Source organism: Arenibacter sp. 6A1, from assembly GCF_012272855.1.
GTDB lineage: Bacteria > Bacteroidota > Bacteroidia > Flavobacteriales > Flavobacteriaceae > Arenibacter.
The window spans coordinates 40669-54242 of record NZ_JAAXCQ010000015.1; the positions used below are offsets into that span (position 1 = coordinate 40669).

Consider the following 13574-nt stretch of genomic DNA (forward strand, 5'->3'; position numbering starts at 1 on the left):
TTTGATTTTTTATGAAGGAATAAAGATCCTTTGCCTGTATTTTATTTATATCTTAATTAGTACCAGGTCCTTATGGAAAGAGTGAAATAGCCTAGGCTTCAATCTAGGGCCAACATCGCGAATATCTCCAGCGTATTTCGCGTTAGGGACCGCGGCGGCATCCCCGCCGCGAAGCAAGGGATATAGCCAAGGGCCCGCCCGCCATAAGCGGGAACGCCCAAAATATTCGGGTAAAAACGATAGGGAATCAATATTGCCACCTCCTGATTACAACAGACAGCAGGCTTGTGGCAATTCTTTTCTTATTCTTGTTTTTCCTGAAAAAATAAATTGAAAATACGATGTTTTTCATTGTCAAAACGGTCAAGGAAAACATCCTTTTTCCTGGCAAGCCCGTGTTCCATAAGATAACTAAAAGGTGCCAGGGTATCGAAATTTCTGAAAATCTCTTTTGATACCGCTAAAATGGGCAAGGCAAGGATCATACCCGATATACCCCACATGACCCCGCCTATAAAAAGTCCCAAAATAATGAACAAAGGATTTATCCGTATGCTTTGCCCAATAATGTTTGGTGAGATAAAATTCCCCTCAATTTGTTGTACAAAAATATAAAGGGCAATGACCGCCATAGGCTGCCAAAAGGTATCTGAGACCATGAGCATGTAAAAAAATGGCAGAAAACCGCCTACAGAGGTTCCGAGGTAGGGGATTATTTCGAGAAAACCGGCCAGGAAGCCCCAAAGGAAAGGGTAGGGAACACCGATGATCCAGAGTCCTAAACCGATGAGCAAACCAAGGATGATAATTACCAGTCCTTGGCCCAACATATACCGTTTGGTGAGTTGCTGAATTTTATCTAAAAGCTGCACTGTAGATTTTCTTCTTTGTGAAGTGACTTGGAGTAGAATAAAGTTTTTAAAAGCCGTCCGATACAACAAAAAGAAATACGTAATGATCACTATTAGGACCATATTTGCCAATACGGTTGTGGTAGATTGCAGGCTTTCTTTTATGAAGCCGAAGGTGATATCGGTTGCTGCCGATATATTGTCAGTGATCCAACTAGAAGTGGCATCGGTTTTTAATTGAAACATGCGGTCGGTCCAATCCGAAAATATTTTCATGATTTTATGGAAACGTTCCCTTACCGGTGGTAGCTCATTGAACAAAATTCGGGTTTGATTGAAAAAAAAGAAAAATATCCCAAATAAAGGGACAACCGATAGAAAGAAGGCTGTAAATATCGCCAAGATCCTATGCTTTAACTTCCGTTCAAAAAAAGCGACAAGGGGTTTTAACATCAAGGCAAAAAAAAACTAAATATCAAGGGCGCTATAAAAAACTTTCCTGCCTTAAGAATCCAAATGATTGCCGTGACAATGAAGATAAAGTAAAATGTATTGGCCAGATTTAGCGTATATTTTCTCATCAGGAATTCATTTTTTACGGTTATAAGGTGTTTTACTCTGTACAAGTACCTTAGGAAGCATTTAAGACAGTTCTGAATCGATTTTTTTTTCTTGATTATGGTTTATTTGGCGGTTCATAATATCGGCAGGAGCTACGGCACCTATATTGTACTTTATCCGCACCAGCAATTACTTCTTATCGGGTTTGCCTCCTTTTTGAATTCAAGGCCCTAAACCCAGCATTGGGCCAACATAAAAGCTCCTTTCAAGGACCGTCATTTAAAATTTGGTTTTCTGCATTTAGCCGGTATTCCTTATGCTATACTTTTTAAGGCCTACCAATTATAAATATAAGGGAGGGGGACTACAATAAAAATGATTATAATCATGGTTAAGGGGTGGTCAGCAAGCAGTTGTGCCATGGATAAAAAAAGAAGTAAATTTAGAAAGGGTCGTATTCCTTGTATAGGTGTGGATAGTACTTGTTGGGCGACTTATAAAAGATCGGCTAAACTCTAGACAATTTTAAGCAGACTTTTAATTGCCTTTTCTTTACATGAAAACAGGCCTACTTGATCGTAAAAAGAACAAAAACGACTTTATAAAGCCGTTTCTGTGTCGTTATTTTAAAATAAAGGACAGAGCAATAGTTTCTGTGGTCTATTTTTTGGGACTGTTACAAGACTTTTTCGGCTAAATATTTTTGTACTTCATAAACGTCAATAGTTTTATCGAATTTTTTACTCACGGAAGGGGTGCTTTCACTGGAAATCCATAATTTCAATTCCGCATCCAAATCTAAAGACCCAGCTGATTCTAAGGAAAATCTAGAGATACTTTTATAAGATATAGATTTATACTCAACCTTACTGCCTGTTATTCCTTGAACATCAATTAAAATCAGGCGTTTGTTGGTAAACATAAAGGTGTCTCGTAAAAGCTTAAACCCTAATTCTATCTTTTCATTTTCTATAAGCAATCGCCCGTATTGTTCATTTAACGATTCAATAGATACTTCACTGGCGTTCCCTATTAACTTATTAAGTAGTCCCATAATTAGTAGTTGTTTATTTAATTTTAGATTAAAGTTTTAGAAATGATTTAGCCAACTGCTGGTCGGATTTTACAAAACGAACACAATGGTTCGTTCTTCAAAGATCATAGACAACTAACGGACTAACTTATGTTTTTATTACTTGAAAAGTAGGAAAAATATTCTTTTCGTGCATTAGGGAGCTAAGTAGGTATTTTGTTGTAATTAAGGTGTTTAGTGTGTAATTCGGGACGTATTCCTTTATGGTTTCTATAAGGAGCAACCAGATTCGGGTATAATGATTTTAACTCCGGCCAATAGGCGGGATAAGAAGTATATGAATAAGGAGGGATTATTCTATTTTTTTTAAATTTTCATCAAACAAGCCAATTAAGAGGCTACGGCCATGGTGATCAATTTTTATTCCCCCATATTTTGCATTTTCATACTTGTCGGCTTCTCCTTCTTGAAAAAAGTAGGATTCGGCACCTATATGTATTCCTCTCCCTTGTTTTGAGGTATATCCTATAAGGTATTCCTTATCATAGCGTGGCGTTTTGTGTTCTTGAATTCGTGCCATTTTTGCAACCCCATTATCTTCCAACGTAACAATACAGAATCCTGTTTTGGAAATACTGTCGGAATTAATGCTGTTGGTAATAGCATATCTTAAACTCATATAATCTCCTTGCATTAAGGAACGAGGGTCAACGGGTGCTAATTCTAATAAAATAAGTTGCCCATTAGATAACAATTCTTCTTTTTGAAAAACTGAATAGTTAAATACCCCAAGGATAATAATAAGATTGACTAGAATTAATATCCACCTATATTTTTTCATTGGTTGTCAGCTTTTTTGTAGTGAATAAATAGAACAATAGAAACACTATTCCTGAGGTAAATAAGAGTATAGATTTGGTTAATAATGTAAAATTCATGTTGTAATAGTACTGGGAAACAAAATAAATAATGGAGAGTATTCCGATAACTAAGCCTGTTTTATAGTTCACCAAAAAGCTTAGTAAAATAATTATTATTGCCACTAAAATAGTAGGCGCCACGATGGTTGATACTAGTATCAAAGTGCATAGAGTGTAAATGGATATTTTGCTTTTAATAGATTTTATGTTGTTGATTTTAATGATAGTAACCACTAAATACATAAAAACAGGAATAAGGATGATGTTGGTTAACCAGAAATGGCTTTGGGGTAAGGGTACCAATTCTTCTATACCGATAGAAATAAGTGCGATTAATAAAGAAACTAACACTCCAATCCGGACTGGGTTGTACAATTTTGATATTTTCGTACCCAATGAAATTATTTTTGCTTCCTTTAAAAATAAGTATGTTAATAGAAGGGTATGTACAGCAATATATAAGGGGATTAAATCATATAAATCATTTAAGATTATAAGGAGAAGTAAACCAACGGTAGTAATAAGTACAGAAATAAAGGACAAAAGGTAGTTTTGAGTAAGAATTAAGGCACTGAGTCCTATTAGGCTCAACACTGTTATAATATCATTTTTATCTGACCCTCCGATTACCATACCTGTAGCGATCATTGAAAAACCTAAAATATATAATGAGGCACTAAAGGTTTCAATAATTAGTTTGTCAAACCCTATATTTAACCAAATTGCTAAAATTATAAATCCTATTCCAGAGATTAATAGTCCAAAGTCAGAATCATATATTTCTCCCAAGAGTAAAAAACCAAGGAATGCCAAGGCAGCTATAAATCCACCTAAAGTTGAAAGAATCTTAATAGCTATACTAGATTGGTTCTCTTCTTGTCTTTTGAAATTTTCTAAAATAGAATCTTCGTCACACTCAAATTTAGAACCTTCAGATGAGCGAATACGGTCTATTAGATTCTTTTTACTAGCTAATCTATCCATTTCTTATGAAGGTCGATTAAGTTTTTAATGACAAAGGTTACACCTACTATTATGAATATACTGATGAATAATAGCATAAGGGCTCCATCTGAAAATTCCAATAAGAAGGCGGTAATAATAACAATGATGCTAAAAAAAATAAGGGAAAGATAAAAACTACTTTTTTGCTGTAGTCCATATTGAATGCCCATCACATATAAGATGGATGTTAACGTAAGTAAAGTATAGAAAGATGTATGTTTTGTGACAAAAATACCATGTGTAATTCCGATAGTGCTATACATAACGGTTGCCAAGGCTACTACCTTCGTAAACCAAATAGGGGATTTCATTCCTTTAATAAGTTCCTTTCCGAACAATGAAACCGCTAAGAACAATACATTGATTATGAAAAGTAATGTTATAACAAAACTCCCAGGCCAATCATAGGCAACCTGTTGCGAATAAAAAATGAGTGTTATATTAATCAATGCCAAGAAGAGTAGCCATAGAGGAGCAAAATTAGAAACTACCACCCATAGTGCTATGGATTGGGTCCATCCTAAAAATAAATCATATGCATTGGCTCCCGTTTGATAAACTTGCCCAAAAACAGCCAATAATACACCCACTAATATAGAGGCCGCCGTGAGTAGGATGTTTTTTGTTTCTCTCTTAAAATTTGATGTCAGAATGAACAGGGTGGTGGTAAGGATTAAAATTTCTATTACTCCAATCTTAATGAACTTGTGTAGATCTGTCCAATTATATGCGAAGAAGAAAATGATGCCAGCAGTGGTAAACCCAATTCCTAAGCTGATAAAAAGGACTCTGAGGAATTTTTGCCAGGATTTTTTATCGCTGTAAATCTCTTCCCTTAGAAGCCTGTCAATACTTTCTTCAGATAAATTGCTGTGTCGACTTATGATCTGAATATCTTCTCTTTCAATCTTTGTCATTCAGTTTTTAATTGTATCTAATTTCTCTTTATATGATTTCGGTTCAATTGGTAGGCAGATTCCAAAGTGCGGCAGTAGCTATGATTATTCAGTAATCCGAGATTGTTGCCGACAATTATCTGTTTACATACATCTAAAAGTAGGAAAAATATTCTTTTTATGAGTTGATATAGAGATTGATTATCGTTAAAGTGAGCGTAAAACTGGTTGAAAAACTTATTAGAAAAGTACAGTTGGTAACATGAGAAAAAACAGGAACCAAAACGGAAGCACCAATTCCGACAAGCTATGGACTAAGATCAAAATCAGATCCAAAACTTGGAGCCGAAGCAGAAAAGGAAGGTAGCATGCGGTCAACGGCTTGTGTTGCCCTCTACAGGCCTTAGGCTGAAACTATAATAAGTTCTTTTTAATTTCATCTTGTCCGAAAAAAATAAAAAATACTATTTAATATGTTTTACCTTTATTTTTCCCAACTATTATGTATGGGTGTGCTGTCATGATACCTTCGAATCTATTAATGCATCTTATCCTCAATTTTCTAGGTGGACATTATGCGGATCGGAGCGAGAATAGTTCCTTTATTAGACTATGTTTTTTACAAAATAATCTTAATCTCGTAGTTGATATTGGAGCTTTGGCCTTTGGAAGAATTATGATAGTAATTAATCAACAAGGAAAACTAATAAACAAAGTGAATTGATATGGCATCAGGATTTTTTGCCTTACTAGACGACATAGCCAGTTTGATGGACGATGTTGGGGCCATGAGTAAAATAGCCGGTAAGAAAACAGCGGGCATATTAGGGGATGACTTGGCGGTAAATGCCGAAAAAGCATCTGGCTTTATCTCCGATAGGGAAATACCAGTGTTATGGGCCATTACAAAAGGCTCTTTTATTAATAAACTGATCATTCTTCCTGTTGCTTTTCTGCTCAGTGCTATTTTCCCCATCGCAATCACGGTGATTTTAGTGTTGGGCGGACTTTATCTTGCCTACGAGGGAGCTGAAAAAATTCATGAATACATTTTTCCCCATAAACACCCAAAAGCCGAGCGTGTGAATACTCATTTAAGTAAGAAGGAAATCTTATCGGTGGAGGAAAAAAAAATTAAGTCGGCTATAATAACCGATTTTATTCTCTCTGTTGAAATAGTGATAATAGCCCTTGGAACCGTGATAAAACAGCCCCTTGGTACACAGGTAATGGTTGTCAGCATAATTGCTCTATTGGCAACTGTGGGAGTGTATGGCATTGTAGCGTTGATAGTACGTATGGACGACTTAGGTCTAAAGCTTATTTCCCTCAATGGAAAGAAACGGAGTATAACCAATGCCATTGGCAGGTTTCTGGTGGCAGCCCTACCAGTGGTTATCAAAAGTTTATCGGTCATAGGAACCATAGCCTTGATTTTGGTGTCTGGAGGAATATTTGTGCACAACCTAGAATGGCTACATCACTGGGTCGATGGAATCCCTTCCATTTTGGGCGAGTTTATTACCGGAACAGTGATTGGATTTTTGTGTTTATTGGCAGTGATGCTCTTTAAAAAAGCAAGGAAAGCTTTTAGGCAGGGATAAAATTTGCCGATACCACCGAAGAATTTATAGGTGTTATTTGGCATCCATATTCCTTTTTGTGGTTTGGGCTACCTTCATTACACCCAAAACTAACCTAAAGGATAGATCCTCAATGAGATGGATGAGAAGGTAGTGCTTTAGAGTCTTATGCTACGTGCTTCGAACACCGTAGAGCGGCTAGAAAAACAAGTTTGTGTAAGTTAATTATAGGATCATTACAACTACTGGCTATAGTGATCGCAAAACAATTATTAAAACAACAAACAACATTAGAAAATGAAAATATTTAATTCACATCTCGTTCTAATATTCTCTTTAAGTATTGTTTTTCAGGCATGTAAAAAGTCGCCTAAGGAGAATCTTTTTGAGATAGCCAATCCAATAGTCCAGACAGGTATTCACAGGATAGATTCCATGCCAAACCTACCAAAACCATTTAAAATAATGGACTTTAACACCTTGGCTAAGGACTATGATAAAAAAGTCTACGATAAAAGTCAAACTGGAAAATATTGGCCTTTAATATGGACAGATAATTCGAGAAAAAACTTTGATCAGGAAACTTACGGAATCTATACGGCCATGGGCGATGTTAGACAGGGCAAGGAACATTATGAGGGCATTTTTCACGAATCGTTGGCCAGTATTGGATCTGTACTTGGTGCAAGTTTAGTAGGCATCGACAAGTCCAACCAAAATGGTGACAACTATCTAAGAATGTTAAAAAACTATTACAACAGTGAAACCAAATGGAATATAATAATGAACAATACTGGTCCGGAGGTGGCTCAGCTTGGTGGAGGATATGCCAGGGATTGGTGGTATGATGTTTATCCTAATGTGATGTTTTATGCCGTAGCCGATCTTTATCCAGAGATTGATGAATACGATACTATTCTGAGATCCGTAGCGGAAAAGTTTTATGAGGCTGACTCCGTGTTAAATGGCAACTACGATTATTCCTTTTTTGATTATGCTACCATGACACCTAGCAAGACATGGATCTGTACTCAGCAAGATGCAGCCGCAGGGCACGCTTACGTGCTCTATTCTGCATATCAAAAGTTTAATGACCCAAAGTATTTGGAAGGCGCCAAATCATCTTTGGAGGCGCTTTTAAATCAGAAAGACAATTATTTCTATGAAATTTTAATGCCTTTTGGAGCCTATATTGCTGCCAGAATGAATGCTGAACAGGGCACTGACTATGATTTTTTAAATGGGCTAAATTGGACCTTCGACGGGAATTCTGTATGCCGAGAGGGATGGGGAGTACTTGTTGATAATTGGAACGGGTATGATGTTTCCGGGCTAGTGGGGAGTACCACGCATAATGGCGGTTTCGCTTTTTTAATGAACACCTACGATACTATGTGGCCCCTTGTTCCTATGGTGCGTTATGATCAACGCTATGCCAATACTATAGGGAAATGGATGCTAAATGCGGCGAATGCTTCTAGGTTGTTTTATCCTTATGAAATCCCTGATGAGCACCAAACGATTCCTGAAGAAAAAGAACATACAAAGGGGGTTATTGCTTATGAAGGGCTAATAAAAAGTTCCCATTATGAAGAAGAGGGGCTGTACCTAGATTTAGAGGCTCCCGTAGCCATAGGGGATGGTATGAAATGGAATAAGGATAACCCTAAAGTTTCACAGTTTAGTGTATATGGCAGTGGACATGTTGGCATTGCTGGGGCCATTATTTCCAAAACTAATATTGAGAATATTCTTCAATTGGATTTGTTGGCAACAGATTTCTATCGTGGCAAAGCATATCCAAGTTACTTGTACTACAACCCAAATAAGGAAACAAAAGAAGTGGTAATCTCTATAGGCGACAAAGATTTAAAAATATATGATGCCATTGAACGTAAATTTATTTCTCAAAAGACGAAATACGACTTTACTTTTCAGGTAGCAGCAGAGTCTTCGGCTTTATTGGTTTTAATTCCGGCCTCAGCAAAAATCAAGGAAGTGGACGGTAAATTATATGCCGATGATGTTGTAATAGATTATAGGTATTCTAAGTAGGCTTTATACCTTTTGATAATTATTGGAGTTTACAGTATGCATTCTCCTAATGTAAAAGGCAAGTTTTAAGCCCAATGGTAAGTTGCTCCGAACATTAGGATGGTTAGTTTAAAAATAGCCCTACAGGGAGTGGAAAAAGCGAGGGCACATTATGCTCTCGCTTTTTTCATCTATAGCTACCCCAAGCCACTGCAAGGATATAAATTGTATTGGGCGAACAAATTCCACACTAGAAAAATGGATTGGACCAAGGAGTGTATCCGATTGCACCTAGAGGATGGATTTCTTAATGATATAGATCTTATTTCCTCGTTTGTTTCTTCAAAAAGAATCTGGTCACGGCAATGACTTTTTGCTGGCTAACTTCCTAAAACTTTCTTTTTCCAGCTGACATTGGTCATTATGGTTGCTCTGCGTAGTTCGTAAATTTATACATGAAAACATATGATATTTTCTGAGTGTCCATGCCTGAATAGCATCAGAGGGCTGATGGAGATAGGTAACTTAATTTATTAATAGCATGGGTGAGATCGCAACATCGGACAGACAAATAACCTTGTATTACAGCTCTAAATCAACCAGGGCCAAACAAACATTGGCATACGCCAAGGCAGAAGGATTGCCCATACAAGAAATAGATATCCTAAAAACGCCACTCACAGGAACGCAAATAGTAGAACTGGCAACTCGTTTGAATATACCGGTATGCGATTTGGTAAATCAGGAACATTCTTCCTACAGTTCACAATTTGAGCATCATAATTTTTCCACGGATGATTGGATAAAGATGATTAGACACCATCCCGAAATCATGAAACAACCCATTGCCCTGCGAGGCGATCTGACCATTTTAGTCGAAACCCCTACCGATATTATAAAAATATGAGTTTCTCTCCAAGAAATTTATTGCGTTGGGTTCTACCCATAGGGTAGGTTGTGATGGGTAAAGATCAATATTATAAAATTCTAATGTCCAGAGATGGGAGTTCCAAAAATGCCGACAGCAAGTTCTGCCCATATAATTAGAAATACCAGTACCAAGGAGAAACAAAGAACTAGTCGCATCCTTTTTCGTTGAATGGTTCGCATTACAAGCTCACACAGCAGGCTGGTTCCAAAAAGAAGCCCTGCGGCTACCATAAAATCCGATAGTTCCCAGTTAACTTCATCAGTAAATTTCATTGCAATTAGTGGTATAAGCAATAGCATGCCATTGGAAAGCAACAGCAGCAAAAGTCGTTTATGTTTTCTCATGGTCAATAGTCCTCGTATGTTAGCAAAAAGGGTTGAGTGTGGACCAACATTTTTTCCAAGTTTGCCCTGCCAAAAGAAACTCCACATATTTCCTGCAAAAGGGGATGCCCTAGTTAAAGATAACGATAAATAAATTCAACTTCAAGGGTCAGGAAGGGTTTTAAGATCAAAGGAAAAAGCAAGGCGTTATAATCCTTTAGAGGAGACCTCTTTAATTTATTTTGGATGGTATACTAATGTGGGCGTTCCCTCCTACGTCGGTCGGGCACTCCGCTGTATCCCTTGCTCCGCTGCGGGGATGCCGCTGCGGTCCCTAACGCATAACAATGAGTAAATAGGGCAATGGTATACTATATCAATTTGGATATATAGCCATATGCGCTAAATCATTTTCAAAAGTCCTGTCTGATTCATTTAAAAAGGCCTCTTGAAGCATTGCTAGGAGTGAGAGGCCTGTTGAGGTGTTGACTTTCAAAAGAATAAGGTGTATCCTTTAAAGAATAATTTATATAGCTAAAATCGGTAATTTCTAGACTAATGAGTTGAACCCAGGGCTTAAAACTTTAGGGAAGTATTACATCTTCCTGTTAAGCTCCATATTGATTTCAATATTTACCTTGTCTCCGACTACCATTGTCATACCCCAATCTCCGGTTCCAACACCATAATCGGTCCGGTTTAAAGAGGTGTTAAAGGAAAGTCCTTTAATCAAAGTCCCCTCCATCATGGGGTGTTCCATTTCCCCAGTAACCTGAAAAGGTATAGTAACGGTTTTTGTTACGTCCTTGATGGTTAAATCACCGGTCACCTGATAGTTATTGCCTTCCGTTTTTTCGATCTTATTAGAACTAAAGGTGATGTATTCATACATGGCTGCATTAAAAAAATCCTCGGATCTAAGGTGTTTGTCGCGTTTCTCATTATTGGTGTCAATGCTGGCAACGGCGACTTTAAAGGTGAATTTACTGTTTGCTAAATCGCTCTCATCAAAATTAAATGTCCCTTCCTTCTCTTGGAAAATACCGTTTACCGTATTAAAGAAATGCTTTACACCAAAATTTACGGAGGTATGATGTGGGTCCAGTTCCCATTGCTTTGCAAGTTGTTCCTGTGCCGTTATAACAGCGGGACCTAAAAGAAGAAGAAAACATAGGATGACTTTAAAAAATGTTTTCATGATACTGTATTTTAAGGGTTAATAATAAGCAACAAGGAATAAGGTAGTCCCAAGGTTTAAGGAGGATACCAGTATTCTTAGCATGCTACTTCCAAATTAATAACCGTTTAAGGTAGTAGTTAGATCCTAATTGACCAATGATCCTAATCATGTGATGTAAACCTACAAAACCCGATTCGTGGCTCGGAAAGCCTTTTCTTAATAAAGTGTTCTTTGGTAGTACGTCCTAACGAAGCATATTCGTTTAGTGGATTATGTCGGCGTATGGAATAGCTGCCCCTATATGATTTTTGGTTGATGATCCTTTGGAGTGACGGGGTCTTCTGAGTATTTATGCCGCTTGTGAATACTCCGTTCATTTTCCTTTATGGTTTTTTACTTCTTGATGGTCAACCTATATCAGGGACGTAGAGCATCGTTAATTGTGCGTTGTAACCCGCGTTAGGGACCGCAGCGGCATCCCCGAAGCGGAGCAAGGGATATAGCGGAGTGCCCGACCGACCTAGGAGGGAACGCCCAAATAAGTATGCTAAGCGGGGTATTTAAAATGAATACATTCATAAATATCTTCCCATAAATCTAGTAGCCAACTGCCTAAAAGTTTTTTATCTTAGAGACCTCCTAGGATATTGTAAGGAGCAATATTTTGTTGATGAACAGATTGAAAAAACAGCTATAATGAAAGTAAACGATTCTTTTGGACCTGGGCCTTATAAGGCTAATGACGGGCGATACGATACAATGCAATTCCGCCGTTGTGGCAATAGTGGTATTCTTATGCCGCTTATTTCCTTGGGGTTATGGCATAATTTTGGGCATACCAATGACTTGGAAACTGGTCGTGGATTATTGCGTTGTGCTTTTGATAATGGGATTACCCACTTTGACCTGGCCAATAACTACGGTCCTCCATATGGGGCTGCAGAAGAAAATTTCGGGCGTATTTTTAAGGACGATTTTCAGCCATATAGGGACGAGCTCCTGATATCTAGTAAAGCGGGATGGGATATGTGGCCTGGACCTTACGGTAATTTTGGATCTCGAAAATATTTGGTGGCTTCCTTAAACCAGAGTCTTAAACGCATGGGGCTAGACTATGTAGATATTTTTTACCATCACAGACCTGATCCGGACACTCCGTTGGAGGAAACCATGGGCGCCCTGCACCATTTGGTACAACAAGGAAAGGCTCTGTATGCGGGTATTTCTCAATATCCGGCAGATTTGACGGCCAAAGCGGCTAAAATAATGAGAGATCTAGGGACGCCCTTGCTAATACATCAGCCGAGGTATAATATGCTAGACAGATGGGTTGAAGATGGTTTGTTGGGAGAATTGGAAAAGCAAGGAATGGGTTCTATTGCATTTTCTCCACTAGAACAAGGAATCCTAACCAATAAATACCTGGGAGGTATTCCAAAAGATAGTCGCGCATTGAAAGATGGGCGTTATTTAAAGGAAGCGCAAATAACACCTGAGGTTCTGAAAAAGGTTGAACAACTCAATGCCATTGCGAAAAATAGAGGCCAAAGTTTAGCCCAAATGGCGATTGCTTGGTTGTTAAAAGACGAACGGATTTCTACCGTCCTAGTAGGGGTGAGTAAGCAAGAGCAATTGTTGGATAATTTAGAGGCATTGAAAAATATAAAATTTTCCGAGGCCGAACTAAGAAATATAAATACGGTGTTGGGCTAGTTGGTATATGCCTTTACAGTACTATAGTTTCCATACTCCGTTCGTTTTAGTCCTGACTATTTTATAGTTCGCAACGATTTGCATTTAAAAAAAAGGACCAGCTGAGGCGCTTGATTCCGCTTCGGCTGGCTCCCTTTATTTCGGCTATTTCGGAGTCAGAAATGGACAAAACCTATAGTTTTGAGATAAAATAATTCTACTTAATAAAGAGGAGGTCACTATGTAGATAAGGCTTTTTCTCGTCTCGAAAAGGGACTCTTTTTAAATGACCATCCTGGAACTATGAATTGTTTAGGATAGTCTTATCTTTAATAAATAAAAATCCGTAATTTTATATACTGTTCCCCTAGATGAACATACCCTTTCCCATATAGATCTCTAACTGGAGATCCGTGGGAGTACAATCGGCAGATTGAATCCTTTGGCAGAACTCCCTACATAAGATGGAATTCAGCTTCTTGTAAATTCGTATCATACCCGTTTTATCGGAGTTATGGTTAACACTGGCTAGTTAGCCGATTAAAAAAATAGAAGCTTACTTCCA

Annotated in this window: 11 protein-coding genes; 4 read left to right on the forward strand and 7 right to left on the reverse strand. The window is 37.8% G+C overall.

Annotation, left to right across the window (positions count from 1 at the left end; all coding sequences use genetic code 11):
- Positions 1-302 precede the first annotated feature (302 nt).
- From HCG49_RS13620 to HCG49_RS13640, 5 genes are all read right to left on the reverse strand, one after another.
- On the reverse strand, positions 303-1307 hold the full coding sequence (locus HCG49_RS13620) for an AI-2E family transporter (protein WP_317167500.1): 1005 nt from the start codon (positions 1305-1307) through the stop codon (positions 303-305).
- A gap of 781 nt (positions 1308-2088) precedes the next feature.
- Positions 2089-2466: a PH domain-containing protein gene (locus HCG49_RS13625; protein ID WP_168470090.1), complete on the reverse strand. Its 378-nt coding sequence runs from the start codon at positions 2464-2466 to the stop codon at positions 2089-2091.
- Positions 2467-2797: 331 nt separating this feature from the next.
- A complete protein-coding gene (locus HCG49_RS13630; protein ID WP_168470091.1) occupies positions 2798-3286 on the reverse strand; it encodes a GDYXXLXY domain-containing protein in 489 nt (162 codons plus the stop codon).
- A complete protein-coding gene (locus HCG49_RS13635) occupies positions 3273-4349 on the reverse strand; it encodes a DUF4401 domain-containing protein (RefSeq protein ID WP_168470092.1) in 1077 nt (358 codons plus the stop codon). The genes HCG49_RS13630 and HCG49_RS13635 overlap by 14 nt, the downstream gene beginning before the upstream one ends.
- Positions 4337-5287, reverse strand: a complete 951-nt coding sequence (locus tag HCG49_RS13640; protein WP_168470093.1) for a DUF2157 domain-containing protein — start codon at positions 5285-5287, stop codon at positions 4337-4339. The genes HCG49_RS13635 and HCG49_RS13640 overlap by 13 nt, the downstream gene beginning before the upstream one ends.
- Positions 5288-5991: 704 nt before the next feature.
- Between HCG49_RS13640 and HCG49_RS13645 the strand changes: the two genes are divergently transcribed.
- The 3 genes from HCG49_RS13645 to HCG49_RS13655 all read left to right on the forward strand — a co-directional run bounded on the left by HCG49_RS13645 (position 5992) and on the right by HCG49_RS13655 (position 9790).
- Entirely contained in the window at positions 5992-6870 is an 879-nt protein-coding gene (locus HCG49_RS13645; RefSeq protein ID WP_168470094.1) for a DUF808 domain-containing protein, read from the forward strand.
- Positions 6871-7146: 276 nt separating this feature from the next.
- Positions 7147-8904: a hypothetical protein gene (locus tag HCG49_RS13650; protein ID WP_240938700.1), complete on the forward strand. Its 1758-nt coding sequence runs from the start codon at positions 7147-7149 to the stop codon at positions 8902-8904.
- A gap of 520 nt (positions 8905-9424) precedes the next feature.
- The gene (locus tag HCG49_RS13655) at positions 9425-9790 is read left to right on the forward strand and encodes an arsenate reductase family protein (RefSeq protein WP_168470095.1); all 366 of its coding nucleotides are present in this window, start codon (positions 9425-9427) and stop codon (positions 9788-9790) included.
- A gap of 80 nt (positions 9791-9870) precedes the next feature.
- On the opposite strand, the gene HCG49_RS13660 is transcribed toward HCG49_RS13655, so the two are convergent.
- Positions 9871-10086, reverse strand: coding sequence for a hypothetical protein (locus HCG49_RS13660; protein WP_240938701.1), 216 nt, complete (start codon positions 10084-10086; stop codon positions 9871-9873).
- A gap of 646 nt (positions 10087-10732) precedes the next feature.
- Positions 10733-11335, reverse strand: a complete 603-nt coding sequence (locus HCG49_RS13665; RefSeq protein ID WP_168470096.1) for a YceI family protein — start codon at positions 11333-11335, stop codon at positions 10733-10735.
- Positions 11336-12013: 678 nt separating this feature from the next.
- Here HCG49_RS13665 and mgrA point away from each other — a divergent pair.
- A complete protein-coding gene (gene mgrA / locus HCG49_RS13670) occupies positions 12014-13030 on the forward strand; it encodes an L-glyceraldehyde 3-phosphate reductase (RefSeq protein WP_168470097.1) in 1017 nt (338 codons plus the stop codon).
- Positions 13031-13574: the final 544 nt, after the last annotated feature.

What these genes read in the sequence shown, in the direction of transcription:
- HCG49_RS13625 (WP_168470090.1), bottom strand. Translation starts at nt 2,466, where the DNA reads ATGGGACTACTTAATAAGTTAATAGGGAACGCCAGTGAAGTATCTATT.
- HCG49_RS13630 (WP_168470091.1), bottom strand. Translation starts at nt 3,286, where the DNA reads ATGAAAAAATATAGGTGGATATTAATTCTAGTCAATCTTATTATTATC.
- HCG49_RS13635 (WP_168470092.1), bottom strand. Translation starts at nt 4,349, where the DNA reads ATGGATAGATTAGCTAGTAAAAAGAATCTAATAGACCGTATTCGCTCA.
- HCG49_RS13640 (WP_168470093.1), bottom strand. Translation starts at nt 5,287, where the DNA reads ATGACAAAGATTGAAAGAGAAGATATTCAGATCATAAGTCGACACAGC.
- HCG49_RS13645 (WP_168470094.1), top strand. Translation starts at nt 5,992, where the DNA reads ATGGCATCAGGATTTTTTGCCTTACTAGACGACATAGCCAGTTTGATG.
- HCG49_RS13650 (WP_240938700.1), top strand. Translation starts at nt 7,147, where the DNA reads ATGAAAATATTTAATTCACATCTCGTTCTAATATTCTCTTTAAGTATT.
- HCG49_RS13655 (WP_168470095.1), top strand. Translation starts at nt 9,425, where the DNA reads ATGGGTGAGATCGCAACATCGGACAGACAAATAACCTTGTATTACAGC.
- HCG49_RS13660 (WP_240938701.1), bottom strand. Translation starts at nt 10,086, where the DNA reads ATGAAATTTACTGATGAAGTTAACTGGGAACTATCGGATTTTATGGTA.
- HCG49_RS13665 (WP_168470096.1), bottom strand. Translation starts at nt 11,335, where the DNA reads ATGAAAACATTTTTTAAAGTCATCCTATGTTTTCTTCTTCTTTTAGGT.
- mgrA (WP_168470097.1), top strand. Translation starts at nt 12,014, where the DNA reads ATGAAAGTAAACGATTCTTTTGGACCTGGGCCTTATAAGGCTAATGAC.